Genomic DNA, 25,800 nt, shown 5'->3' on the forward strand with positions numbered 1-25,800 from the left:
GTCATGCGTCACCGCCGCAACAACTGCAGGATTTCTTCCAGTTCCATGCGCACCTGGCGCACGATCTGGTGGCTCAGCGCGGCTTCCTGCTTGGCGCCCTCGCCTTCCAGGCGCAGGCGGGCGCCGCCGATGGTATAGCCCTGTTCGTACAGCAGGCTGCGGATCTGGCGGACCATCAGCACGTCATGGCGCTGGTAGTACCGGCGGTTACCGCGGCGCTTGGCCGGCTCCAGGCTGGGGAACTCCGTTTCCCAGTAGCGCAGCACATGCGGCTTGACGTCGCACAGCTCGCTGACCTCACCGATGGTGAAGTAGCGCTTGGCCGGGATCGGCGGAAGCTCGCGGTTACTGCCCGGATCCAGCATACGTTTCCACCCGCTCCTTGAGTTTCTGGCCCGGCCGGAAGGTCACCACCGTCCGCGCCGAGATCGGGATTTCCTCGCCGGTCTTCGGATTGCGGCCCGGGCGCTGGTTCTTGCGCCGCAGGTCGAAGTTGCCGAAGCCCGACAGCTTCACCTGCCGACCCTGTTCCAGGGCTTCGCGCAGGACGTCGAAGTAGGCGTCGACGAATTCCTTCGCCTCGCGCTTGTTCAGGCCGACCTCGTCGAACAGACGTTCGGCCATCTCCGCCTTCGTCAATGCCATGGACTACTGCTTCCCCATTGCGGCCGTCGCCGGCCACGCCACTGTCTTCATGCCGATCATCCGCGCACCTTCGCGCCATGCGCGTCGGCGATGGCCGCCACGACCTGCGCCACGACCTGCGCCACGTCGGCGTCGGTGAGAGTGCGTGAGTTGTCCTGCAAAATCAAGCCCATAGCGAGACTCTTTTGACCGGATTCGACCCCTTGCCCGACGTACCGGTCGAACAGCTGGACGTCCCGCAGCAGCGGGCCCGCGGCGGTACGCGCCGTGGCCGCGATCTGCGCCCACGGCACCGTATCGGCGACGACGAACGCAAGATCCCGGCGGACGGACGGATAGCGCGACAGGTCGCCGGCCCGCGGCAGCGCGCGGGCGCTCAGGGGCGCCAGGTCCACTTCGAACGCGATCACCTCCGCGTCCAGGTCCAGCGCACGCTGCAGACGGGGGTGCAGCTGCCCGATCCAGCCCACCTTCTGGTTGTCGCGGTAGACATCGGCCGAACGGCCCGGATGTCCGTGGGACGCGAGCGATGGCCGGAACTCCAGCTGGGCGCCGGACAGCGCGGCGACGCTTTCCAGGTCGCCCTTCAGATCGTGGAAGTCCACCTTGCGGGCCGGCTGGCCCCACTGTTCGGCCGCCGCTCCACCCGCCACCGCGGCAGCAAGGCGGACGGTTTCGCGTGGCGCGGTGCCGACCTCGGCCTGGAACACGTTGCCGATCTCGAACAGGCGCACGCGCCCCGCCTGGCGCGCCACGTTGCGCTGCAGGGCGGCCACCACGCCGGGCAGCAGCGCCGTGCGCATGACGGCCAGTTCGGCACTCAGCGGGTTGGCCAGCGGAACGGCCCCGTCGGCCACCTGCCAGTGCGCCAGCCACTGCGCGTCGACGAACGCGAAGTTCACCGTTTCCAGATAGTCGCGCGCGGCCAGCTGGCGACGCACCACCCCGGCCTCCACGCGCGTCTCGCTGGGCGAGGCGATGCGCGTCGCACCACCGGGCAGCGTGGTGGGCACGCGGTCGTAGCCGTGGATGCGGGCCAGCTCCTCGATCAGGTCTTCTTCGATCGCGATGTCGAAGCGACGGGTCGGCGGCACCACACTCCAGCCATCGGCGACCGCCGCCGCCTGCAGGCCCAGCGCGCGCAGGATGCGCTCGATCTCGGCGTCCGCGATGTCCACGCCCAGCACGCGGGCGATGCGTGCACGGCGCAGGCGGATCGCCGTAGGAACAGGCAGATGCTCGGCATGCTCGACCACCGTCGTCGGGCCCGGCGTGCCGCCGGCGACGTCGAGGATCAGGCGGGTCGCGTACTCCACGGCCACGCGCGGCAGTTCGGGGTCGACGCCGCGCTCGAAACGGTGGCCGGCATCGGTATGCAGGCCCAGCCTGCGGCTGCGGCCGATGATGGCCGACGGGATCCAGTGCGCGGCTTCCAGGAAGACGTTCTTCGTCGCATCGGTCACGCGGGTGTCGAGGCCGCCCATGATGCCGCCCAGTGCGACGGCGCGCGAGGCGCGGCCATCGCGGCTGTCGGACACCACCAGGAAATCGTCGTCCAGCGCCACGGTACGGCCGTCCAAGAGCGTGGCCTGCTCGTCCGCCCGTGCGGGACGCACGACGACCGGCCCGGTCAACGTGTCGCGATCGAAGGCGTGCATGGGCTGGCCCAGTTCGAGCATCACGTACTGGGTGACGTCCACCAGGAAGCTGATCGGACGCACGCCGCTGCGGCGCAGGCGCTCGGCCATCCAGATGGGCGTGGCCGCCCGCGCGTCGACGCCTTCGATCACGCGGCCGGCAAAGCGCGGCACCTTCGCACCGGCCTCCAGCGCGACGTCCATCGTCACCGGGCTCTGCGCCGGCACGGGCGCGGCGTCCAGCGGCTTCACCTCGCTGCCCATCGATGCGGCTACGTCGTACGCGATACCCCGCACGCTGAAGCAGTCGGCGCGGTTCGGCGTCAGTTTGATCTCGATGCTGGCATCCGGCAGGCCGAGATAGTCGGCAACCGGCGTACCGACGGGTGCGTCGGAGGGCAGCTCGAGCAGGCCGGACGCATCGGCGTCGATGCCCAGTTCCTTGGCCGAGCACAACATGCCGTTCGACTCCACGCCCCGAAGTTTGGCTGCCTTGATGGCGATGCCGCCAACGTTGGCGCCCACCATCGCCAGCGGCGCCAGCAGGCCCGGGCGCGCGTTGGGCGCGCCGCAGACGATCTGCAGCAGGCCGCTTTGCCCCGCATCCACCTGGCAGACCTGCAGGCGATCGGCTTCCGGATGCTTCGCGCATTCGACGATGCGCGCGACCACGACGTTCGCCAGCCCGTCGCCCAATGCGGCAACCTCTTCGACTTCCAGGCCTATCGCGGTCAGCGTGGCCGCCAGCTCATCGCGGGTGGCCTGGGTGGGCACGTGGCTGCGCAGCCAATTCTCGGAAAATTTCATCGTCTCGTTACCGTAGGGCGGGCCTGGGCCCGCCATTGCCATGTATCGGGTGTCGTGATGCCGGAACAGCGGCGGACTGAAGTCCGCGCTACGCGAACTGCTTCAGGAACCGCACATCGTTCTCGAAGAACGCGCGCAGGTCGTTGACGCCGTATCGCAGCATCGCGAAGCGTTCCACGCCCAGGCCGAACGCGAAGCCGGTGTAACGCTCCGGATCGATGCCGCAGTTGCGCAGCACGTTCGGATGCACCATGCCGCAGCCCAGCACTTCCAGCCAGCGCGTGCTGCCGTCCGGTTGCTGCCAGGCGATGTCCACTTCTGCGCCCGGCTCGACGAACGGAAAGTAGCTGGGACGGAAGCGCATCTCGAAATCGCGCTCGAAGAACGCGCGCACGAATTCGGCCAGCGTGCCCTTGAGGTCGGCGAACGTGGAGTGTTCGTCGACCAGCAGGCCTTCGACCTGGTGGAACATCGGCGAATGCGTCTGGTCGCTGTCGCTGCGGTAGACCTTGCCCGCCGCGATCATCCGCAGCGGCGGCTGGTGGGCGTCCATGTAACGCACCTGCACGCCGGAGGTATGCGTGCGCAGCAGGCGGCCATCGCCGAAGTAGAACGTGTCGTGCATGGCGCGCGCCGGGTGATGCGGCGGGAAGTTCAGCGCTTCGAAGTTGTGCCAGTCGTCCTCGATCTCCGGGCCGTCGGCCAGCTCGTAGCCCAGTCGGCCGAAAATGTCGGCGATGCGCTCCAGCGTGCGGCTGATCGGATGCAGCCCGCCCCGCGTGCCGTTCCTGCCCGGCAGCGTTACGTCGATGGCTTCGCCGGCCAGGCGCGCGTCGAGCGCGGCGTCTTCCAGCACGGATTTGCGGACCGACAACGCCTCGCCGATCGCGTCGCGCGCGCGATTGATCGCTTCGCCGGCGGCCTTGCGCTGGTCGGCGGGCAGTGCCCCCAGCTGCTTCAGCTGCGTGGTGATGCTGCCGTTCTTGCCCAGCAGGGCGACACGCAGCTGTTCCACCACGTCGGGCGATTGTGCTGCCGCGATGTCGGCCAGGGCTTGCTTGGACAGGGATTCGATATCGCTCATTGGATGTCCATGAGAGGGCGCCAACTCGTAGGAGCGACGTGAGTCGCGCTGGAAGGCCGGACGGCCCATCGCGACTCACGTCGCTCCCACGAGGCAGAACCCCCAAAAAACAATGGGGAAGGACTCGCGCCCTTCCCCACGTGTTCCCGGCGGTGGACTGCCGGAGTGCTTTACGGTGGAGACGCGGCTTACGCCGCGAGTGCGCCCTTCGCCTTTTCAGCCAGGGCCGCAAAACCGGCCGCGTCGTGCACGGCGATGTCGGCCAGCACCTTGCGGTCCAGGGTGATGCCGGCCTTCAGCAGGCCGTTCATGAAGCGGCTGTAGCTCAGGCCGTTGATGCGGGCGGCCGCATTGATGCGGGTGATCCACAGCGAACGGAAGTTGCGCTTCTTCTGCTTGCGGCCGATGTAGGCATACTGCTGCGCCTTGATGACCGCCTGCTTGGCGACGCGGAACACCTTGCGACGGGCGTTGTAGTAGCCCTTGGCCAGGTTGAGGACCTTCTTGTGACGGCGACGCGCCATCACGCCACGCTTAACTCGTGCCATGTCTCAGTCCTCAGAGGTAGGGAAGCATGCGGTTCAAACGGCCGCTGTCCTCGGCGCGGACGATGTTCGTCGCACGCAGGCCACGCTTACGCTTGGTCGCTTTCTTGGTGAGGATGTGGCTACGGTTGGCGTGGCCAGCCTTGAACTTGCCGGAGGCGGTCTTGCGGAAACGCTTGGCCGCCGCCCGGTGGGTCTTGATCTTGGGCATTGCTATGTCCTTGACGGGTTTATGTCACTGATGCGGGCGCCGCCCTTTCGATGCCTTGCGGGGTTGCCGCGAAGACCAAAGGCCAGTCTTTCCATCCATGCCCATATCGGCTTGTAAGTCGTTGATTCCATGAAGGAACCGCCGACGGGTCCATCGGCTGCGAGCAGCCTCCCGGCATACCGGGCCGCGTATTATGCCCGCTGCCGTTTTTTCTTGCAAATCCGGCTACTTAGCAGGGAAGCGGGAAAGCGAAAGGCGCCTTGCGGCGCCTTCCCCTCACCCTTTGCCCTCTCCACGCACGCGGGGCGAGGGGAACAGTCGGCGTCAGCGGCCAAGCCGCTGACATCACTTCTTCTTGGGGGCGATCATCATGACCATCTGCCGGCCTTCCAGGCGCGGGCGGGATTCGATGACGATCTCGTCGCCCAGTTCGGCCTCGATGCGTGCCGCCATCTCGCGACCCAGCTCCTGGTGGCTCATCTCGCGACCGCGGAAGCGGATGTTCACCTTGACCTTGTCGCCCTCCTGCAGGAAGCGACGGATGTTGCGCATCTTGATCTGGTAGTCGCCCTCGTCGGTGACCGGACGGAACTTCAGTTCCTTGATCTCGACCTGCTTGGTCTTCTTCTTGGCCTCGTTGGCCTTCTTCTGCATCTCGAACTTGAACTTGCCGAAGTCCATGATCTTGCAGACAGGCGGCTCGGCATTGGGCTGGATCTCGACCAGGTCCAGTCCTTCGTCTTCCGCCTTGGCCAGCGCCTCGTCGCGCGTGAGCACGCCGATCATTTCGCCATCGGAACCGATCACGCGCACCCGCGGCACGCGGATTTCGTGGTTCTTGCGGTTTTGCTTGTTGTCAGGGGTGCTGATGTTGCAGTCTCCAGGGAGGGGTGCACCGGTCCGCGATGGACCGGAACCTAGTTCACAGCGTGCTCGTTCCGCAAACGTTCGGCGAAGGCGGCAACGGACATGGTGCCCAGATCCTCCCCGGAACGCGTGCGTACGGCGACGGCGCCATTTTCCTTCTCGCGGTCTCCGACCACCAGCAGGTATGGCACCCGCTGCAGCGTGTGCTCGCGAATCTTATAGCCGATTTTCTCGTTCCGCAAATCGGCCGCCACCCGGAGACCTTGATTTGCAAGGGTTTTCCTGACTTCAGCCACATAATCGGCCTGGGCGTCGGTGATATTCATCACCACGGCCTGCTGGGGGGCCAGCCAGGACGGGAATGCACCAGCATGGTGCTCGATCAGGATGCCGATGAATCGCTCCATCGAGCCCACGATGGCCCGGTGCAGCATGACCGGGTGCTGGCGCTGGCTGTTCTCGTCCACGTACTCGGCGCCCAGGCGGCCCGGCATCATGAAGTCGACCTGCATGGTCCCCAGCTGCCAGGTCCGGCCGATGGCGTCCTTCAGGTGGTACTCGATCTTGGGACCGTAGAAGGCGCCCTCGCCCGGCAACTCCTGCCATTCCACCCCGCAGCTGCGCAGGGCGGCACGGAGGGCGGCCTCGGCCTTGTCCCAGGTGGCGTCGTCGCCCAGGCGCGACTCGGGGCGCAGGGCGATCTTGATCTGGATGTCCTCGAACCCGAAGTCCGAGTACACCTTCAGCGCCTGCTGGTGGAACGCCGTGACCTCGGCCTCGATCTGGTCCTCGGTGCAGAAGATGTGGCCGTCGTCCTGGGTGAAGCCGCGCACGCGCAGGATGCCGTGCAGCGCGCCGGACGGTTCGTTGCGATGGCAGGCGCCGAACTCGCCGTAGCGGATTGGCAGGTCGCGGTAGCTGTGCAGGCCCTGGTTGAACACCTGCACATGGCCCGGGCAGTTCATCGGCTTGACCGCGTAGGTGCGGTTCTCCGACTCGCTGAAGAACATGTTTTCCTTGTAGTTGTCCCAGTGGCCGGACTTCTTCCACAAGGCGACATCGAGGATCTGCGGGCAACGCACTTCCTGGTAGCCGCTGTCGCGGTAGACCTTGCGCATGTACTGCTCGACCACCTGCCAGATGGCCCAGCCCTTCGGGTGCCAGAACACAAGCCCCGGGGCCTCTTCCTGCAGGTGGAACAGCTCCTGCTGCTTGCCGATCTTGCGATGGTCGCGCTTCTCGGCTTCCTCGATGCGCTGGATGTAGGCCTCCAGCTGCTTCTTGTCGGCCCAGGCTGTGCCGTAGATGCGCTGCAGCTGCTCGTTCTTGGCATCGCCGCGCCAGTAGGCGCCGGAAATGCGGGTCAGCTTGAAGGCCTTCAGGAAGCGCGTGTTCGGCACGTGCGGGCCTCGGCACATGTCCACGTATTCCTGGTGGTAGTACAGGCCCATGGCCGTGACTTCAGGGCCCATGTCCTCGATCAGGCGCAGCTTGTACTCCTCGCCGCGGGCCTTGAAGACCTCGACCACCTCGGCGCGCGGCGTCATCTTCTTGATGACGTCGTAGTCCTGCGCGATCAGTTCCTGCATGCGCTGCTCGACCGCCGCCAGGTCTTCCGGCGTGAACGGGCGCTCGCTGTAGATGTCGTAGTAGAAGCCTTCGGCGATGACCGGACCGATGACCATCTTCACGTCCGGGTACAGCTGCTTGACCGCATGGCCAACCAGGTGCGCGCAGGAGTGGCGGATGATCTCCACACCCTCCTCGTCCTTCGGCGTGATGATCCGCAGCGCGGCGTCATGGTCGATGACGTCGCTGGCATCGACCAGCACGCCATCGACGGCGCCAGCCACGGTGGCCTTGGCCAGGCCCGCACCGATGGACTGCGCCACCTGCAGGACGGAGACGGGATTCTCGAACTCGCGGCGGCTGCCGTCGGGGAGCGTGATCGTGATCATCGGAGCGTGGACTCGGTCTGGGTGACGCCGGCGCAAGGGCGGCCGGGCGCGTACGGGCAAGAAAAAAGCGCCACGAGGGCGCCTACGGGATGCAGTGCCTCGGGCAGTACCAGGTTCAGGCGATGGTAGTGCTCATGTCGCACGCTCGGCCGGCGTTTCCGCGGGCCACCTCGTGAATACGGATGGCGCATCGGGCTGGCCCCAGAAGTCCGGAATCCACGCCGTGGAAGCGTGGTGGGCGGTACAGGGTTCGAACCTGTGACCCCTACCATGTCAAGGTAGTGCTCTACCGCTGAGCTAACCGCCCGGTCTGCCCTTTGCAGGGGCGCGAATTCTATCCCGGATGCGGGGTCGCCGACAACCGGGGGGCGCTGCTCGATGGCTCAGCCACCCAGGCTGGCTTCCTTCAGCCGCTGGATCTGGTCGCGCAGGCGCGCGGCGTCCTCGAACTCCAGGTCGCGGGCGTGCTGGTACATCTGCTGTTCCAGCGCCTTGATGCGGGCCACCGCCTTGGCCGGCTCAATCACGCCGTACTCCACAGGCTCCTCGGCCACGCGCCGCCCCTTGCCCCGCCCGGCCTTGCCCTCGTTGGCGGCTTCGCTGCGCGCGCCCTCCAGGATGTCCACGATCGGACGCGCCACCGACTTGGGCGTGATGCCGTGCTCCAGGTTGTACTCCACCTGCTTCTCGCGGCGCCGACCCGTTTCGTCGATGGCCGCCTGCATCGAGCGGGTCATGCGGTCGGCGTACAGGATCGCCTTGCCCCGGAGGTTGCGGGCGGCGCGGCCGATGGTCTGGATCAGCGAGCCGGTGGAACGGAGGAAGCCCTCCTTGTCCGCATCCAGGATCGCCACCAACGAGACCTCCGGCATGTCCAGTCCCTCGCGCAGCAGGTTGATGCCGACCAGCACGTCGAACTTGCCCAGCCGCAGGTCGCGGATGATCTCCACGCGCTCCACGGTGTCCACGTCCGAGTGCAGGTAGCGCACCTTGATGCCGTGCTCGCCCAGATACTCGGTCAGGTTTTCGGCCATCCGCTTGGTCAGCGTGGTGACCAGCACGCGATCGCCCCAGGAGACACGCAGGTTGATCTCCGACAACAGGTCGTCCACCTGCGTGCCCACCGGCCGGATTTCCACTTCCGGATCGATCAGGCCGGTCGGCCGCACCACCAGTTCGACGATCTCGCCATTGGACTCACGCAGCTCGTAAGGTCCCGGCGTGGCCGACACGTAGATGCTGCGGGGGGAGCGCGCCTCCCATTCCTCGAAGCGCAACGGACGGTTGTCCAGCGCCGACGGCAGGCGGAAGCCGAATTCCACCAGTGTCTCCTTGCGCGAACGGTCGCCTTTGTACATGGCGCCGATCTGCGGGATGGTCACGTGCGATTCGTCGATCACCAGCAACGCATCGGCCGGCAGGTAGTCGAACAGGGTCGGCGGGGGTTCGCCCGGCGCCTTGCCGGTCAGGTGGCGCGAGTAGTTCTCGATGCCCGAGCAGAAGCCGACCTCCGCCATCATTTCCACGTCGAACTGCGTGCGCTGGGCCAGGCGCTGCGCTTCGACCAGCTTGTTCTGCGCATACAACTGCTCCAGCCGGTCCTTCAGCTCGACCTTGATCGTGTCGATGGCGGAGAGCACGCGCTCGCGGGTGGTGGCGTAGTGGGTTTTGGGGTACACCGTGTAGCGCTGCAGCTTGCGCAGCGACTCGCCGGTGAGCGGGTCGAACAGGCTGAGGCCCTCGACCTCGCCATCGAACAGCTCGATGCGCAGGGCTTCGGCATCGCTTTCCGCCGGATGCACGTCGATGATCTCGCCGCGCACACGGAACGTGCCGCGCTGCAGTTCGTATTCGTTGCGGGTGTACTGCAACTGGGTCAGGTGGCGGATCAGCTCGCGCTGGTCGATCCGCTCGCCCAGCGACAGGATCAGACGCAGCGACAGGTAGTCCTCCGGCGCACCCAGGCCGTAGATCGCCGACACGGTGGCGACCACCAGCGCATCGGGCCTGGACAGCAGCGTCTTGGTGGCGGCCAGCCGCATCTGCTCGATGTGCTCGTTGATCGAGCTGTCCTTCTCGATGAAGGTATCGCTGGCCGGCACATAGGCTTCCGGCTGGTAGTAGTCGTAGTAGCTGACGAAATACTCGACCGCGTTGTGCGGAAAGAACGCCTTGAACTCGCCGTACAGCTGCGCCGCCAGCGTCTTGTTGGGCGCCATCACGAGGGTGGGCTTCTGGATCTGCTGCACCACGTTGGCGATCGTGTAGGTCTTGCCCGAGCCCGTCACGCCCAGCAGCGTCTGCTTGGCCAGGCCCGCCTGGAAGTTCTCCACCAGCTTCTCGATGGCGCGGGGCTGGTCGCCCGCCGGCGAATACGGGGAAACAAGCTGGAAACGATCGGTCATCGCGGGCCGTCCGGGAGTCGACCGTTGAGTATAGCCCCGGGGATGTGATCGCTTCGGCAGGGATTTCCTACATCAGGACAGGGACTGCCCTGATGGCGTGCTCCGTTCCCTCGCTGGATGCTGGGGTCGCCGGAACATTCAAGGAGCCGCGCCATGGCAAGGATGCCATCGTCTTCACCCTGTCCTCATTTCCCGCGGACGAATCGTCGCCATCGGGGTGTCACCCTGCTGGAGCTGGTCGTGACGATGTCCGTGCTGGCGATCCTGACCGCCGTGGGCATCCCCTCGTTCCGAGCATTGCAGAAACGCAGCCAGGTGGATGCCACGCTGCACCTGCTCACCTCCCATTTCGCCTCGGCCCGCATCACTGCCATCACCCACAACGTTCCGGTCGTCGTATGCCCCAGCCGGGGGGACGGCATGTGCCGGCAGGACAGCGACTGGAGCGAGCACTGGCTGACCTTCCGGGATCCGGACGGCAACCGGCAGCCCGACGACACCTTCGATGTCTTCCGCAACGAGCCCGCGCCCCATGCGCCCGGGTTGCGCCTCCTGTCCACGGCGGGCCGGCGGCAGGTGCGCTACCTTCCGACCGGCTACAGCTCCGGCAACAACCTCACGGTACGCCTGTGCATCGATGGCGAAGTCAGCGGACTGGTGGTGATCAACAATGCGGGCCGTATCCGCAGCGCCCGCCCCAGCGAACCCGAACCCTGCGTTCCCCCCGGCTGAACCTTTCCAATCAAGGCCTTGGCGCCCACGCCTGCACCCACCGCCAGCGAAATGCGCGAAAGAAGCCGGACGACTTGCCGCCGCGCCGACGTGCCCGCTACAATACGCGCCCCGCCCGAATAGCTCAGCCGGTTAGAGCACTTGACTGTTAATCAGGGGGTCGTTGGTTCGAGTCCAACTTCGGGCGCCAGATGAAAAGCAGAAGGCCCGCATCGTCAGATGCGGGCCTTCTTGTTTCTCCGGGACGGGCAGTTTGCCTGACCATGGTTCATCGCGATGCACACGATGCTCCTACCAACAGTCGGTCACTGCCGCCGAGCCCGTCCTGCCACGAACACCGGCTTGCGTGATGCTCAGCGTACCGCAGCGGGCGTTGTCCTTGGTCGCCTGTGCGCCTTGGGGTACCGCACGCAAGGTATACACCCGGGGAGCTGCGGCGGTGGGCGTCACCTGGTAACCGATCTGGTAATGAGGCTGCAGTTCGGCATCGCACTGTGCGAGAACAGGTGCCGCATTGGCGGCAGCGTCGAAGTAGGACAGATTGGTGGTGTAGAAACGCTCCATGAATTGCGCACGTTCCTGAAGACAGGCCGCCGCAGCAGCGCGTCTCGAACGGACGACGAACGAGTCATAACTGGCGTACGCCAGAGTTGCCAGGATCGCCATGATCGCGATCGTGATAAGCAACTCGATCAAGGTAAAACCCCCGACATGGCGCGTGATGGTCGTCACGCCTGAGGCGCGCCTGTAATGGAAGGTCTGCATCTAAGAAGCTCCTCAGTCTCGGATGATTTCGCGCCAGGAGACGCGACCGACACGCCGCATTTCACGGATTCGTTCGCATGCCACGGTGGCATCGGAAATGTTGACGCAGATCTGGCCTCCACCGCCACCGCCACCGCCGCCGCTGCCACCACCCGTGAAGATGGCGCCTTGCGTTCCCATCCCACCCAGCGACACCGACCCCACAGGCAGGGTCGTTCCACCGGAGGTGATCAATTCGTCGGTGAACTCTCCATCACCATCCAGATCGAACAGCGATGTCGACAGGCTGGTGCCGGTGAACGCATCCAAGGCATTGAGGTAGCCGCTGCCACCAGGCAGGCATGGATCCTGACTTGGGATGACGCTGGACACAATGAGGATACCGGCCACGACTTGCGGGTCGCTGACGACACGTTCGCCGCGGACTGTACCAGGCGGGTACGGGGGATCCACGAGATCGATGTACCAGCCTTGCCTGCCCGCGGTCAGCGCTGACGAGGCCTCGAAGGCGCGCGCCCCTGTCGTGGCGTCGACGCTGGAGATCACACGACGCTGCAGGGCACCGCGGCCCGTGATAGTTGTGGCGCTGTCCTTGACTCCGTACAGGCTCTGGACCTGCACGTTCACAACGTCGTCCTCATTGAGGAAACGACCGGTGCCAAAGAACACCCAAAGCTCGAACGTATTCGGATCACGAACAACACTGGGTGCGGAGGTGATCGGCTGCCGCTGCCCTCCGTCATTGACAGCGGTATAGAGCACCATACGGTTGGAGGCATTGGTCCACGCGCTGCTGCTGCTGGAGCGGAGATCGAATTTCCAGAGGTTGCCCAGCAGGTCGCCGGCATACACGTAGTCCGCGGTGCCGTTGCCATCCAGGTCGCGGATGGTGGCCGCATACATGCCGTTGGGAGTGGTGCCGTTACCGACCCCGGTATCGATCTCGGCCAGCAGTTGACCGTCACTGAGGCGATAGACCAGTAGTGCCGCCCTGTCTCCTGCACTATTCACGCCGTTGGGTACGATCACGCCGGTCACGCCGTTGTTGAGCTTGGCGATGATCGGCTGCCCCAGGACCAGCCCCATGTTGCCGCCTGGCGTCTCGTAACGCTCCCACTTGACGTCCGCCGCCGCGAAGCTGGAGGGCGTGGTCACGTCCAGGGAATAGATGCCCTTGCCGCCACGCCCCAACGCGCCGACCAGAAGGGTCTGGCTGGGCGTCTGCGAACGGTCGGACAGGACGATCGACCCATCGACAAAGTAGCGGTGCTCGTAGTCCGGCAGACTCAGCGTGGACAGGTCCGACAGATTGATGCCACCGGGTACGTAGGCGAAGCGCTCGACGCCGTCGTTCGCGTTGAACGCGTGCAACATGCCGTCATTGGCACCCACGTAGATGGTCTGCTCGCGCGCCGCATAGACCGGCGACGAGTTGACGATGTCACCCAGCAGGTGGTTGCGGTTGCGCAACGTGCCGCCGTTGGCAAGTTCAAGACTGCGATTACCCGCAATATAGGCCGCGTTGTTCGCACCCGTCACTGCTGGCGTCGTGGTCCTGGCCAGCGCGGTGACCTGAGCGGGCGTGGGAAAGGTTGCCCCGCCCGTGCCATTGTGGGTGAAAATACGCCGGCCGCTGGTGGGAATGACATTGGCGGCATTCCAGATGGGGGCATCCTGGTTGACGCTGCCTGACACCACCGGATAGGCGATCAGGTTGCCCGTCCATACGCCGGATACAAAGCTGCCCTGGTAAGACCGCGACCCGGACGTCAGCTGCGTGGAGTTGGCCGACAGATTCGAGAAAGAACCTGTCCGCTCGACGATGGAGGCCAGTGAAGCGCGCAAACCTTCAGCGAACTCGTCGGGATTGGAGGCTGCGAGGAACGTACCTCGGCCGTTCACCGAGGCATGATAGAGATCGTCGATACGACGGAGATCTGCGGCATCGTTGGGGTTGGGCCACGCAGCCGGACCTCCGGGCATCCCCGGCAAGGGACCATCAGGATCCACCGAGCCCTTCAAGCCGATGGAGATACCGAACGTGACCATGTGCTGCCAGAACGCCGGATTGCTGCTCGTCGTGGGCACCTGGTTGATCAAGTCCGTACGCAGGTCATTCTTCCAATAGCGCATGGCGACGTCGGCCAACGTATTGGAATCCGCACTGGCATATGGCGCCACGGCGCTATACGTGAACGACTGGTTGCCCGGCCCGGTAACAGTAGGTCCGGGCGTATTGTCCTGCTCATTGACTGCGACATAGTTGGCGTTATCGTTCCAGTAACCATCCGTTGTCAGAATGGTGAAATTCTGACGACAGGAATACTGGCTTGCGGCCGCTTGTGGCCCGTAAGGGCCATTGGATGAGTTACTGCTGTAATAGAGGCCTGCCTGCTGGAGCGCACCTTTCAATGGCGTACCGTTGTAACCGATCGCTCCATACAAGCGGTTGTACCACTGGGTCCGATTGTTGAGTGCCCCTGTCGTGCCGTTGGGATCGACGAACAGGCCATCGTTGTACTGGACAGGAATCGGGATGGCTTGAGTGGGCTCGTTGGCGGGACGCGTCCCACCGGGCTGACGCTGCCAAATGGTACGGAAGCCCACGCGCACATTGCCTGCCAAACCATTGAACGCCACACCCGAACCGGCCTTTGCGGCCTTCATGCGAGTCCGATGGTAGGAGAACCATGTCGCGTAATTGGTGCGCTCGTCCGCTTCTGACCTACCCGTCGGCGTCACCTGGGTGCAATTACGCCAGTTGTTTACGGGGTTAGTGCTGGTACTGCAATTCCTGTTGTCGAGGCCTCGGTTATACGGTGATGTGGTGCCCACACGCGGGCCATAGTCACTACGGACAATCACGCCATCAGTGAATATCTGATAGCGGTAGTAATTGGCCTGATCCGCAAGATAGGCCGCATCCGTATTCCCCGTATTCTTGGGCACATAGAACGTCTGCACGCCGCCGCAGACTTGCGTATTCTCGGCACTGTTGTTGGTGCTGTCGTTCTGGTTGTAGTTACGGCAACTACCGGCATTGGAGAGATCGATCGTATTGCCACTGGCAAGATTGAAATCGCCGTAGACCGCGGTATACGAGGTACCGCCTGTCATCAGCGTACCGTCAGCCTTGGTCCACGGTTGATAGGTTCTTGCGGGATTGTAGTAGACCGTATTGTGCACGTACGTCCTGCCCTGCCACCCACTGATACTGTCGGCAGGCATGGCATCGAAGGACATCGAGCCCGAATCGTCCAGCACGTAGAGGATGTTGGGCGCTACGCGCCCGCTGGACTGCAGGGGCTCGCGCGGAAGATTGATGCCTGCGCCCGCCGGCAATGCCAGCAGAGTCGCCATGAAGGCCAAGGCAGTGCTTCTCACGCGAGCGAGATAGGGGCCGGCGTGCGGCGTATTCTTCTTCATTAGTGTGCTCCCGTACCGACGTTCACGGCGCGACGAAACTTGACTGCAACAACACGCTGGAGCGCCCATCGGCCTGACTGCGTGCAGTCACCTTGTAGACCGGGCGGATGCAAAGCGCGGTGCCGCGATACTTGCTGCCCGCCTCATTGCACTCGAACCATGTTTCCACCCATCCCGCGTGCTCGACGAAGAACTGAGGCTGCACGGCCTGCGCTCCGCCAATGCCGTTGTTGACGTTGCTGGTCGCGGCACGCCATCCCGCGAAGGCGGGGTCGGTCGCCCGGTCTGCCACAGTGGTCGCCGGCGCACCGCACATACCGTTCGCGCATGCGGCGCCAGCCGCCGGCGGATCAACGCCCCAGGTACCCGCCGCGATCAACGCCTCCGCTTCTCTGAGTGCAGCTTCAGCCGCCTGGAAATTCTGGCTACGGTCCAGGAGATTCGCGCTCATCCGTTCTTCAAGCAACGTACCCCTCAGTACCGCAAGGCCCAGCAGCGTCATGACCAGCAGCAGGATCAGAACGACCACGAGCGACGCGCCTCGCTGTCGGACAGGAGAAGCAGGAAGGGCAGTCATCACAGGCTCCTGTTTCGCAGGTTGGCGACCTGCACGAGTTGGCGGGTAATGGGAGCGCCATCGACGTTCTGCGTGCCCTGCAGGGTGAGTTCAATCCTGACGGCCGCCACCTCACCCCAGCGTGCCGCAGGCACGGCATCCGCCGCCACATATGCATTTGCCCCGGGCAGCAGGTAAGTCAGATTCATCGCCTGCACGCCCTGAATGATTTCCTGCGTGGTCATGGCACCGTTGGGACCGAGCACCCGCTGGTAGAGCGAACTACCGACCGCCGGTGCCGCGGCGTTACCGACATACCAGACGGACGCCTGCACGCGCGAGATGGTCGCGTTCGCACCGAAAGTGAATTCCGTGCCGGCGGGGCCCAGATTGGCTGATGCATTGCCCGGAGTGCTGCCCCCGATGGCATGCCGAATGGTCGTGCCCCCACCCGCATTGCTCATCTGAAACAAGCCGCCCAGACGAACCGTGCCTACACCGGCATCCGTCACGCTGGCCAATGAAACAACGTCGGAGTCCTGCCCACAGACGACCAACAGATCGCCTGCCTGGAAGCCATGGTTGGCGTTCTGGACCACGAATGACTGCGTGGAAGGGGTATGGGAGACGACGGTCGCCGCGCGCTGCTCTGCCGATATCACCACGAGCGCTGGCGTCCCCGCCACACGCTGCCCTGCCGCCGCTCCGGTCGCGAGTCCGTCAACGGCAGCTCCGGGCGCAAAACCCACCAGCGCGCTTCCCAGCGGGGCATTGGCGGGCGTGACTCCCCACCGACTCCACCAGTTGTTGGCCGGATTATTCAGCACGTTGATCAGCGGCATGCTGTTGGTGCTGTTGCAAGGGTTGCCACCGGATTCGCGTACGGTCCGGGCCATCATCTCGAAGGCCATGCGGACGTTCTCCTGCACGCGGCCGAGACCCTCGGTCGCGCGATACGCCTGCTGGTTTGAGACGAATATGCCGATGGCCGCCCCGACCACCAGCAGGCCCAACACCATGGCTATCATCATTTCGATGAGGCTGAAACCGCGTGCGGCACGGCGCGCCACCGGATGAATTCCGCTTCTCTTGCTCATAGCTGCGTCCTGGTGGCAACGCGGTAGTTCGCGGCGCCCGCGCCGGCATTACCGGTCGCGCGACTGTCGTCCCACTGGACCGTCACCGTACAGTCGGCGCCGTTGCAGGCGATGGTGCCGCAAGTGTTGGCAGTGTTGCCCAGCGTCTGCTCGAGCGATGTGATCCATGCCCGCATGTCACTCTGCGCCAGCGTCGCATTCGCGGCCGGCGGATCGCAGGTCTGAGCCAGGTTGTACTCGCCTGCCAGTGCAGCCGTGCGATTGGCACGCATCGACTCCAGGATGGTGTAGGTCTGGATCACGGCCTGGCTGCGCTCCAGCGAACTCTGGCTGTTGCGCAGGGCCGTGGCCTGCATCGCGGCGATACCCAGCAGACCGATACCCATGATGAGGATGGAGATCATCACTTCCAGTAGGCCAGCGCCCTGCTGCCCTGCGGGAGAAAATTGCATCCGGATGGGAGGACGGATATTCATGGATGTGGTCTCGTGGGTTTGATCAGGGGCACGCACCCGGCGTCGAATGCACCGACGACGATGTGGAAACACGGGCACCCGACTGCAACGCGACCTGGCGCACGTTTTGCTGCGGCGTGGTGGTGGGCAGGCAAACGGTAAGCGTGGTCGATAACAGCAAACCCGCCGCATCACGGGCGATGCCATCGGGCCTGAACACGATACTGGTCACGCCGCCGCTCAACTGCAGGGGTGGCCGCGAGGCGCTGACCCGGATCACCTCGTTGCCTGCTCCCACCGGCGCGATGACAATGCGATTGGCCCAGCTACCGCCGGCCGCGCAGGTCGCGTTGTCCAGGCTCGGACATACGGTCACACGCTGGTTGCGCCGGATGGCCTCGGTTCGCGCCAGTTGCAAGTCGGCCACCAGCTCATTGGCTTGCGCGGTCAGTCGATTGGCATTGATGACCGAGGTGAAGCTGGGGACCGCAAGCGATAGCAGGATGGCGAGCACCGCAAGGGTGATCATCAATTCCATCAGACTGAAGCCCCGTGCAGCACGTTGACCACGTGCACCACGTGGGGCTGTCTGGCCGCCCTGACTCAGCATGGAATCCAATCCCCCCGATTGACGAGCCTGCACCCTAAACACTGGCATCCGGCCACGCCAGCGGGTAGCCGATGAACGGCCTTAAGCGCTTCCCAAGCGGCCAAGGCTGCCGTTCCACCGCCAAAAGGGCATCATGCATGGACCCGCCCTCTTGGCCCGCCATGCCCTCTGACCACGCCACCGTCACGCCGCTCGACGCCCTCTGGCAGCCGTCCGTCATCCTTTGGGCCATCATGGCGGGAGAGGGACTGGCGCTACTGCTCACGATCGCCCCTGGGGCAACCGAAGACCATTGGAGCTACTTCGGCCTGGCGTCCCTCTGCATCCAGTGGGTACTGCTGCTGTCGCTGGGCACTCTCTATGCGTTGCGTCATCCACTCTCCCGCGTTCGCCCGCTGCTGATTGCCTGCCTGGCCATCGCACTGCTGGCAGTGTTCACCTGGGGCGCACTCGGTGCTGCATGGCTGCTGCTTGGCAATGACTGGGGCATGTCGACCGGCGCTTGGCGCGCCACGCTTCTATCCTGTACAGGAATCGCGGTCACGGTGGGTTTACTGGGACTTGCCGCGTTCCACAACCACTGGCGCGCCCGCCAACTGGCCGTCCGCGCCAAGCAGGCCGAGCTGGAGGCCCTGCAGGCCCGCATCCGCCCCCACTTCCTGTTCAACACCCTCAATACCGGCGCTGCGCTGGTGCATCAGCGTCCGGAGGAGACGGAGCGACTGCTGCTGGACCTGTCGGACCTGTTCCGTGCCGCGCTGGCGGGGCCGCGAGAGATCACGCTGGCAGATGAGCTTGCGCTCGTGCGGCGCTACCTCGAGATCGAAGGCCTTCGTTTCGGCGATCGCCTGCGCGTGGAGTGGCAGGTGCCGGTGGCCCTGCCTGACCTGGCCGTGCCCGCCCTGTCGATCCAGCCGCTGGTCGAGAACGCGATCCGCCATGGGGTGGAGCCCGTGGCGACGGGAGGCGATGTGCACCTGCAGGTGGCGACGAACGGCGACTGGCTGGAGGTGACGGTGGCCAATGCCCTGCCCTCGGCGCCGGTACGGCCCACCACGGGCCATCAGGTGGGCCTGAATGCCGTCCGCGCCCGCATCCAGGCCATGACGCATGGGCGCGGCAGCGTGCGGACGACGACGGCGGAAGGACGCTATACCGCCGTCATCCGGATTCCACTGACGCCGTGACCGCTCAGGTCACCACGCGGTAGCACGGCCTGTACTCGCCGGCGATCTTCATGCGCCGCTGTTCCACGAACGCCCGCAACAGCGCATCCAGGGCCTGCATCATCGCGGGCTCGCCGTGGATTTCGAACGGACCGAAATCCTCGATCCGGCGCATGCCGTCTTCCTTCACGTTGCCCGCCACGATGCCGGAGAAGGCGCGACGCAGGTCCGCCGCCAGGTCGTGCACGGCGCGTCCGGGCCGCAGCTGCAGCGCAGCCATGGCCTCGTGCGACGGCACGAAGGGCTGCTGGTAGTCCTCGGGAATCTGGATGGCCCAGTTGAAGAAGAACGAATCCTTCTGTTCGATCCGGTATTCGCGCACGCGGCGGATGCCGGCGCCCATCTTCTTCGCCACGGCCACCGGGTCGCCGATGACGATCTCGTAGCGCTCGGCGGCCGCGTCACCCAGCGTCAGCCGGATGAAGCGGTCGATCTGCTCGAAGTACGGCGCGGCGATGGTCGGTCCGGTGAGGATCAGCGGGAACGGCAGGTCGGCGTTGTCCGGGTGCAGCAGGATGCCCAGCAGGTACAGGATCTCCTCCGCCGTACCCACGCCGCCCGGGAACACGATGATGCCGTGGCCGATGCGGACGAAGGCCTCCAGGCGCTTCTCGATGTCCGGCATGATCACCAGGTGGTTGACGATGGGGTTGGGCGACTCGGCGGCGATGATGCCGGGCTCGGTCACGCCGATGTAGCGCGTCCTGCTGCGGCGCTGCTTGGCGTGCGCGATGGTCGCGCCCTTCATGGGCCCCTTCATCGCACCCGGGCCGCAGCCGGTGCAGATGTCCAGGCCGCGCAGGCCCAGCTCGTAGCCCACCTGCTTGGTGTAGAGATACTCGTCGCGCGAGATGGAGTGACCGCCCCAGCAGACCACCAGGTTGGGGTCGCTCGGCCTCAGGATGCGCGCGTTGCGCAGCAGGCCGAAGACGGCGTTGGTGATGCCCGCCGACGATTCGAGGTCGGCCGCATACTCCGGCCCCAGCTCGATGGCCGTGTAGGCCAGGTCGCGTACCACGGCGAACAGCAGCTCGGCCACGCCGCGGATGATCTCGCCATCCACGAACGCCATGGCCGGTGCGTTGATCAGGTCGATACGCACACCGCGGTCCTGCTGTAGCACCTGGATATCGAAGTCGGGGTACAGATCGCGTGCGGCGCGCGGATCGTCCGAGGCGCTGCCACTGGTCAGCACCGCCAGCGCGCAGCGGCGCAGCAGTTCGTGCATGCCGCCCGCGGAGGCGTCGCGCAGGCGCGCCACTTCCGCGCGGGAAAGCACGTCGAGGCCGCCACGCGGATAGATGCGCGCGTCCTGGACCGGCAACGCCCTCGATGCCGTTTCACTCATGGGGTTTTCCTGTTCTCGTTCGTCAGGAGCGGGACTTTAGCGCAGTCCCCGCAGCAAGAGGAGCCCGCCCAAAAGAAAACGGCCGGGTTTCCCCGGCCGTTTCGGTCTTGCATGACGGCAGCGATCAGAACTCGTAGCGCAGCGTCACCTGGGCCGCCCAACGGGAGACGCCGGTATTCACGCCGTCGCCGTTGACTTCCTGGATCTGGAAGTCCTGCGCGCCGGTGAAGTGATAGGCGTACTTGCCTTCAGAGCCCACCGGGCAGACGCCGCTGCTGATCGAAGCGGCGTTGCAGATGCCCGCGAAGTTCGCCACTGCCAGGTTGGAGTTGAAACCGGCGTCCTCGATCAGGCCCCACTTCTTGTTGAGCAGGTTGCCGACGTTCATGATGTCCAGCGTCAGCGACGACTTGTGGCCCTTCCAGAAGCCCGGGAGCTCCTGGCTGATGCGCAGGTCGAAGCTGTTCGTCCAGCCAGCGCGGAACTCGTTCGCCGGGGCATAGCTACCCGCGTAACGCTGCAGTTCCGGATGCTTGGCCAGCCACTCGAAGAACGCCGCTTCCTGCTGCGCGCCGGTGGTCGTGACGCCGTTCTGGGTGAGGTTGGTGAACACCACATCGCCCGGGCCGTTCGGCACATAGAACAGGTCGTTGAAGGTGCGGCTGTCGCCGTTGGCATCGTTCCAGAAGACGTAGCTGAACGGACGACCGCTGCGGCCTTCATAGAACAGCGACGCCGTGGTCGCGTAGTCGCCGAAGAACGCCTTCTTGAACGTCAGCGCGCCGCTGATGCGGTCCTTGATCGCATAGCGCGAATTGACCAGCACGTCCTCGTTGGCATTGAACATCGGATTGTTGTTCCAGTTCGACGTGTTCTGCGAGCTGGTCAACGGGCTGACTTCCTTGGCCGCGGTGTAGGTGTAACCCACCATCCACGACCAGTTCTCCGACATGGGCTTCTCGAGGCTGACGGTGAACTGCTGGCTGTGACCCTTGTCGGTATTGCGAAGCAACATGACGTCGCCGACGTACGACGGACGGTTGTAACGCTGCGTGCCGCCGGTCGCCGAGCTCAGGCTGGTCAGCCAGCGCGAAGCGTCCAGACCGTTGTTGTTCCAGTACATCACGCGGCCGTCCGGACCGGCGATGGTGTTCGGCGCACCCAGGTCCAGACGCTCCAGGTAGATCGCATCCTTCACCCGGGTCAACAGCAACTCGGCCGACGCGACCAGGCCGTACCACGGCAGCTCATGATCGAATGCGAGGTTCGCCTTCCAAACCGACGGCTGCTCCAGGTCCGGGTGGATGATGTCCACGTTCTGACGCGGCGTGCCCGTCGCGAAGTTGGTCGGCTGGTTGTTGGGATCCGGGCTGAAGATCGGACCGATGCCGCCGCTGTTGCGGACCGAGTATTCGACATACTGGCGACCGGTGTTCTGGTAGGCACCCGACAGCCACACATTCGGTGCCGCACCCATGAACAAGCCCACGCCGCCGCGCAACTGGGTGGGGCGATCGCTGTCGAAGGTGTAGTTGAAGCCGGCGCGCGGCTGCCACAGGATGCCGTCGATCAACTGGCGGTTGTCGTAACCGAACCCACCGAAGCGGCAGTTGGCGGGGCCGGTCCCGGCCGCATTGGGAGCCGACGAGATGCACTCGTTGTAGATCGGCTCGCCACCGAAGGAGGGCTTATCGCCGCGCAGGCCGAACAGCAGGCTGAGGTTGTAGTTGACCGCCCACGTATCCTGCAGGAAGAAGCCCGTGTTCTTGATGGTGAACTCCGCCGGGATGTCGGCGTAGCTTCCGCCGGGCAGCGGGGCGCGATAGTCGTACTCGCTCGGATTGCCCGCGATGAAGTTCGCCAGGCTGGTGAAGCGGTAGTAGCCGTTCTGGTTGCGGCCGTAGTAATTGAAGATGTCGTTCTCGGCGTAGTCCACACCGAACTTGATGGTGTGGTCGCCCACGAACCAGTTGCCCGCGAAGAACAGGCTGTTCTCCTTGGTCTGGATCACGTTGACGTGACGGTTCTGTTCCGTACCCAGCAGCACCTGGTTGTTGCCAAAGTCGATGCGGATGTGCGGCAGATTGGACGTCGGCTGCGCAATGGCATCGTACTCACGGCGCGACACCTTCAGTTCGGTGGAGAAATTGTCGCTCCAGTCGCTGAACAGCTGTGCGACCGTGCTTTCGAAGGTCTTGTTCTGGTTGTACCAGTGCGAGCTCAGCGAGATCGCGCTGTTCCAGCTGCTCGGCGGCAGCTTCGCGACGTCCTGGGTCAGCTTGCTGTAACGGATGTTGGCGCGATGGGCCTCGTTGATGTTCCAGTCCAGCTTGACCGCGTATTCCTCGATGTCGGTGTCCAGCGAATCGGCACCCAGCAGCGAGCCGGCGTCGAAACCCCAGGTGTCGGCAGCGGCCTGGATGGCGGCGATGTTGGCGTCGGTGATCTGGCCGCGCCCGTAGGGCGTGTTCTCCAGATCCGGACCCGGGGCGCCACGCTTGAACTTCTCATAGTTGGCGAAGAAGAACAGCTTGTCCTTCAGCAGCGGGCCGCCGAGGGTGAAGCCGTAGGTCTCTTCCTTGTTGAAGCCCGTGAACGGATTGCCGTTGCGGTCGTCGCCCACCATGTCGTCATTACGGTAGACCCCGTACACCGAACCGTGGAACTCGTTCGTGCCCGACTTGGTGACCGCGTTGACGACCGCGCCGGTACCGCCGGTGGTGGTCACGTCGTAGTTGGCCAGATCGATCTTGACTTCCTCGATCGCGTCGATCGAAACCGGCTGACGCTCGGTCGGCAGGTTGTTCGACTCCAGGCCGAAGGGATCGTTGGTGCTGACGCCGTCGATGCGGATCGCGTTGTAACGCGTGTTCTGGCCACCGGCAGAGATGGCGCCGTCAGCCTTGCTGATCTGCGACACGCGCGGATCCATGCGCATGATGTCCTGGATGTTGCGTCCGATCGAAGGAGCGGCCGCGATCGCTTCCCGCGACACCGTGGTACCCGTGCCCATCTTCGACGCACTGAACACTTCCGATCCGCCCGCAACGCCGATCGCGGTGACCGTTTCCAGCGTGGTCATGTCGCCGGTCAGCGCTGCGTTGACCGTGTTGACCTGGTTGAGGTTCAGGAACACGCCGTCTTCGGTCTTCGTACCCGAGCCGGCCTTGGTCACGGTGATCTGGTACGGACCGCCCACGCGCAGGCCGCGTGCATTGTAGCGACCGCTGGCGTCGGTGGTGGCGCGGCTGACCGTACCGGATTCGACGTGGGTGATGGTCACCTCGGCGCCGGCGACGGGCTGGCCGCCATTGTCGGTAACCAGGCCGCCCACACCGGCCGAGGTGCTCTGCGCAAAGGCGGGCGCGGCGGCGAGTGCGACGACGAGGCCAAGGCTGAGCTTGGACAGGCGAAGACGACGGGATTGGTTCATCGGATAAACCTCGGTACGGGAGTGATGTGGCGAAGCTGGCTGACGAGACGTGCGGAACCACCCGGTGGGGTCGGTTCTGAAGGGCGTGCTAGGGGTTCCCATGGCCCACGCGGCGTCCGCGGAGGTTAATAACAGGTTAACACGATAGGACCATTTTGTGACCGCGGCATGACAAAGTTCCGCGACGCAACATGACCGCTGTGCACCGTTCGCAGCCGCTGTGGAAGCCGGATCTGGCGCCTGTTGTCTTGGCCGCCGATCAGATGTTGGGGGGCGTCAGCTTGAGGTAGGTCCCCACCCCGTCCAGCACCATTTGCACGGAGATGGCCACAAGAAGCATGCCCATTAGGCGCTCGATCGCCGTCAGTACGCTCCTGCCCAGCCACTTGTAGAGCACCGTGGCGGAAATGAGGATGGCCGCCGTGGCCGCCCAGGCGATCAGCAGGGCCAGGCTCCAGTCCCCCAGCCGGTCCGGCTCGGAGCTTCCCATCAGCATGACGGCGGCCATGCCGGAGGGGCCGGCGACCAGCGGGATGGCCAGCGGCACGATGAAGGGTTCACCGCCGGGCGTCTCGCCCATCAGGCCTTCGGGGCGCGGGAAGATCATCCGCACGCCGATCAGGAACAGCACGATGCCGCCGGCGATGGCCACCGACTCCTGGCGCAGGTGCATCAGGTCCAGGGCGTACTTGCCGCACCAGAGGAACAGCATCAGCACAGCGAGCGCGATCAGCAGCTCCCGGACCACCACGATGCGCTGCCGTCGGGTCGGCAGCGGCTTGAGCACACTGAGGAACACCGGGATGTTGCCCAGCGGGTCCAGGATCAGGAACAGCAGCATCGCCGCCGACAGGATGGTCATGCGCGCACTTTCCAGACCTGACCACGGTGGGCGGCGCCCGCAGACGACAACAAGCTGACGCAGGCATCGGCGTAATCGGTCGCCTCGCGGGCCTGCAGGTCGTTGTCGTCCGCATAGGCGCGCGACCTCAGCCCGGTACGCATCGGACCCGGTTGCAGGGCGGAAACGCGGACGGACGACGAGGCCAATTCCGCATGCAGCATGCCCACCATCGCGGCGAGACCATGCTGCGCGATGCCGTAAGCGCCCCAGTAGGGCTGACCGACACGTTCCAGATCGTCCAGTGCGAACACCAGCGCCGCGTCCTGCGCCTGCCGCAGCAGCGGTAGGCACGCTTGGGACAGCCACCACGGCGCCGTCAGGTTGACATGCACCACACGCGCGAAGGCCGCCGGGTCGGTGTGCTCCAGTGGCGTCAGCCCCTTGAACTCCACGGCACAGTGGAGCACGCCGTCCAGATGTCCCAGTTCCGCGCGAAGGCGGTCGGCGAGTTCCGCATAGTCGTCGGGCGATGCGCCCTCCAGGTCGAGCGGATACAGCAGGGGCTCCGCACCGGCCTGCGCCACTGCGTCGTACACGCGATTCAACTTCGGCAGCTTGCGGCCCAGCAGCACCACCGTGGCGCCCGCACGTGCGCAGGCGACGGCGGCCGCACTGCCCAATCCGCCGTGCGCACCACTGACCAGGACGACGCGCTGGTCCAGCGCGCGCGGCGCGCGGGTAGGCAGGCCGACCAGGCTCACGGCGACAGCGCCTCGGCGACGATGCGCTGCAGCTCACCGGACTCGTGCAGTTCCAGGGTGATGTCGCAACCGCCGATCAGTTCGCCGTTGATGAAGAGCTGCGGGAACGTGGGCCAGTTGGAGTAACGCGGCAGGTTGGCGCGGATCTCGGGCTCCTCCAGCACATTGATCGTGTACAGGTGCTCGGCGCCCGCATCGCGCAGTGCCTGCACCGCGCGGCTGGAGAAGCCGCACATCGGGAACTGCGGCGTGCCCTTCATGAAAAGGACGATCGGGTGGCCATCCACTTCGGCCTGGATGCGTTCCATCACCGGCATGCTGATTTCTCCTTCCTTGACGGTTTGGCAACCACCGTCGGGTACACTTTCGGTCCGCTCCGCAGGCCTCG

Annotated in this window: 22 protein-coding genes and 2 tRNA genes; 3 read left to right on the forward strand and 21 right to left on the reverse strand. The window is 65.0% G+C overall.

The features are described from left to right. Positions 1 to 8 precede the first annotated feature (8 nt). The 10 genes from IAE60_RS17330 to uvrB form a co-directional block, all read right to left on the reverse strand. Positions 9 to 365: a MerR family transcriptional regulator gene (locus IAE60_RS17330; protein WP_056878218.1), complete on the reverse strand. Its 357-nt coding sequence runs from the start codon at positions 363 to 365 to the stop codon at positions 9 to 11. Then, positions 346 to 645: an integration host factor subunit alpha gene (locus tag IAE60_RS17335; RefSeq protein ID WP_055936063.1), complete on the reverse strand. Its 300-nt coding sequence runs from the start codon at positions 643 to 645 to the stop codon at positions 346 to 348. The genes IAE60_RS17330 and IAE60_RS17335 overlap by 20 nt, the downstream gene beginning before the upstream one ends. Before the next feature lie 56 nt (positions 646 to 701). Next, positions 702 to 3,089: a phenylalanine--tRNA ligase subunit beta gene (gene pheT / locus IAE60_RS17340; protein WP_187573186.1), complete on the reverse strand. Its 2,388-nt coding sequence runs from the start codon at positions 3,087 to 3,089 to the stop codon at positions 702 to 704. A gap of 88 nt (positions 3,090 to 3,177) precedes the next feature. Beyond that, complete coding sequence (gene pheS, locus IAE60_RS17345) at positions 3,178 to 4,173, reverse strand: phenylalanine--tRNA ligase subunit alpha (RefSeq protein ID WP_185896769.1); 996 nt, start codon at positions 4,171 to 4,173, stop codon at positions 3,178 to 3,180. A 188-nt stretch (positions 4,174 to 4,361) separates the two neighbouring features. Next, positions 4,362 to 4,721: a 50S ribosomal protein L20 gene (rplT, locus tag IAE60_RS17350; RefSeq protein WP_093300456.1), complete on the reverse strand. Its 360-nt coding sequence runs from the start codon at positions 4,719 to 4,721 to the stop codon at positions 4,362 to 4,364. 10 nt (positions 4,722 to 4,731) lie between these two features. After that, complete coding sequence (gene rpmI / locus IAE60_RS17355; RefSeq protein WP_162110557.1) at positions 4,732 to 4,929, reverse strand: 50S ribosomal protein L35; 198 nt, start codon at positions 4,927 to 4,929, stop codon at positions 4,732 to 4,734. A 345-nt stretch (positions 4,930 to 5,274) separates the two neighbouring features. Then, positions 5,275 to 5,799, reverse strand: coding sequence for a translation initiation factor IF-3 (gene infC / locus IAE60_RS17360; protein ID WP_162110582.1), 525 nt, complete (start codon positions 5,797 to 5,799; stop codon positions 5,275 to 5,277). 47 nt (positions 5,800 to 5,846) lie between these two features. Further along, on the reverse strand, positions 5,847 to 7,754 hold the full coding sequence (gene thrS / locus IAE60_RS17365; protein WP_187573187.1) for a threonine--tRNA ligase: 1,908 nt from the start codon (positions 7,752 to 7,754) through the stop codon (positions 5,847 to 5,849). A 232-nt stretch (positions 7,755 to 7,986) separates the two neighbouring features. Beyond that, positions 7,987 to 8,061 (reverse strand) — tRNA-Val (locus tag IAE60_RS17370). Between the two features lie 76 nt (positions 8,062 to 8,137). Then, positions 8,138 to 10,159, reverse strand: a complete 2,022-nt coding sequence (gene uvrB, locus IAE60_RS17375) for an excinuclease ABC subunit UvrB (protein WP_187573188.1) — start codon at positions 10,157 to 10,159, stop codon at positions 8,138 to 8,140. Between the two features lie 162 nt (positions 10,160 to 10,321). Between uvrB and IAE60_RS17380 the strand changes: the two genes are divergently transcribed. Together IAE60_RS17380 and IAE60_RS17385 are read left to right on the forward strand one after the other, a co-directional pair. Beyond that, complete coding sequence (locus IAE60_RS17380; protein ID WP_244966741.1) at positions 10,322 to 10,891, forward strand: GspH/FimT family pseudopilin; 570 nt, start codon at positions 10,322 to 10,324, stop codon at positions 10,889 to 10,891. A gap of 113 nt (positions 10,892 to 11,004) precedes the next feature. After that, a tRNA-Asn gene (locus IAE60_RS17385) sits at positions 11,005 to 11,081 on the forward strand. A gap of 101 nt (positions 11,082 to 11,182) precedes the next feature. Here the strand turns inward: IAE60_RS17385 and IAE60_RS17390 are convergent. The 6 genes from IAE60_RS17390 to IAE60_RS17415 are packed head-to-tail and all read right to left on the reverse strand — an operon-like array spanning position 11,183 to position 17,719. After that, entirely contained in the window at positions 11,183 to 11,656 is a 474-nt protein-coding gene (locus IAE60_RS17390; protein ID WP_187573189.1) for a type IV pilin protein, read from the reverse strand. A gap of 12 nt (positions 11,657 to 11,668) precedes the next feature. Then, a complete protein-coding gene (locus tag IAE60_RS17395) occupies positions 11,669 to 15,082 on the reverse strand; it encodes a pilus assembly protein (protein WP_187573190.1) in 3,414 nt (1,137 codons plus the stop codon). 22 nt (positions 15,083 to 15,104) lie between these two features. Beyond that, on the reverse strand, positions 15,105 to 15,659 hold the full coding sequence (locus IAE60_RS17400) for a pilus assembly PilX family protein (RefSeq protein ID WP_162110562.1): 555 nt from the start codon (positions 15,657 to 15,659) through the stop codon (positions 15,105 to 15,107). Continuing rightward, positions 15,659 to 16,735 (reverse strand): PilW family protein, encoded by a 1,077-nt coding sequence (locus tag IAE60_RS17405; RefSeq protein ID WP_187573191.1) that lies wholly within the window; start codon positions 16,733 to 16,735, stop codon positions 15,659 to 15,661. Before IAE60_RS17405 ends, IAE60_RS17400 begins: the two co-directional genes overlap by 1 nt. After that, on the reverse strand, positions 16,732 to 17,211 hold the full coding sequence (pilV, locus tag IAE60_RS17410; RefSeq protein ID WP_244966604.1) for a type IV pilus modification protein PilV: 480 nt from the start codon (positions 17,209 to 17,211) through the stop codon (positions 16,732 to 16,734). The genes IAE60_RS17405 and pilV overlap by 4 nt, the downstream gene beginning before the upstream one ends. A gap of 22 nt (positions 17,212 to 17,233) precedes the next feature. Further along, entirely contained in the window at positions 17,234 to 17,719 is a 486-nt protein-coding gene (locus IAE60_RS17415; protein ID WP_244966605.1) for a GspH/FimT family pseudopilin, read from the reverse strand. A gap of 242 nt (positions 17,720 to 17,961) precedes the next feature. Between IAE60_RS17415 and IAE60_RS17420 the strand changes: the two genes are divergently transcribed. Continuing rightward, positions 17,962 to 18,987, forward strand: a complete 1,026-nt coding sequence (locus tag IAE60_RS17420) for a sensor histidine kinase (protein WP_187574797.1) — start codon at positions 17,962 to 17,964, stop codon at positions 18,985 to 18,987. A 4-nt stretch (positions 18,988 to 18,991) separates the two neighbouring features. On the opposite strand, the gene ppnN is transcribed toward IAE60_RS17420, so the two are convergent. From ppnN to grxD, 5 genes are all read right to left on the reverse strand, one after another. Further along, complete coding sequence (gene ppnN / locus IAE60_RS17425; RefSeq protein ID WP_187573193.1) at positions 18,992 to 20,374, reverse strand: nucleotide 5'-monophosphate nucleosidase PpnN; 1,383 nt, start codon at positions 20,372 to 20,374, stop codon at positions 18,992 to 18,994. Between the two features lie 124 nt (positions 20,375 to 20,498). Beyond that, positions 20,499 to 23,807 carry a TonB-dependent receptor gene (locus tag IAE60_RS17430; protein ID WP_185896778.1) on the reverse strand — a complete coding sequence of 1,103 codons (3,309 nt, stop codon included), beginning with the start codon at positions 23,805 to 23,807 and terminating at the stop codon, positions 20,499 to 20,501. 259 nt (positions 23,808 to 24,066) lie between these two features. Next, positions 24,067 to 24,669, reverse strand: coding sequence for a YhgN family NAAT transporter (locus tag IAE60_RS17435; RefSeq protein ID WP_162110567.1), 603 nt, complete (start codon positions 24,667 to 24,669; stop codon positions 24,067 to 24,069). Next, a complete protein-coding gene (locus tag IAE60_RS17440; RefSeq protein WP_244966742.1) occupies positions 24,666 to 25,406 on the reverse strand; it encodes an SDR family NAD(P)-dependent oxidoreductase in 741 nt (246 codons plus the stop codon). The genes IAE60_RS17435 and IAE60_RS17440 overlap by 4 nt, the downstream gene beginning before the upstream one ends. A 2-nt stretch (positions 25,407 to 25,408) precedes the next feature. Continuing rightward, complete coding sequence (grxD, locus tag IAE60_RS17445; RefSeq protein WP_162110569.1) at positions 25,409 to 25,729, reverse strand: Grx4 family monothiol glutaredoxin; 321 nt, start codon at positions 25,727 to 25,729, stop codon at positions 25,409 to 25,411. Between the last annotated feature and the right edge of the window lie 71 nt (positions 25,730 to 25,800).

The organism is Pseudoxanthomonas mexicana, assembly GCF_014397415.1.
GTDB lineage: Bacteria > Pseudomonadota > Gammaproteobacteria > Xanthomonadales > Xanthomonadaceae > Pseudoxanthomonas_A > Pseudoxanthomonas_A mexicana.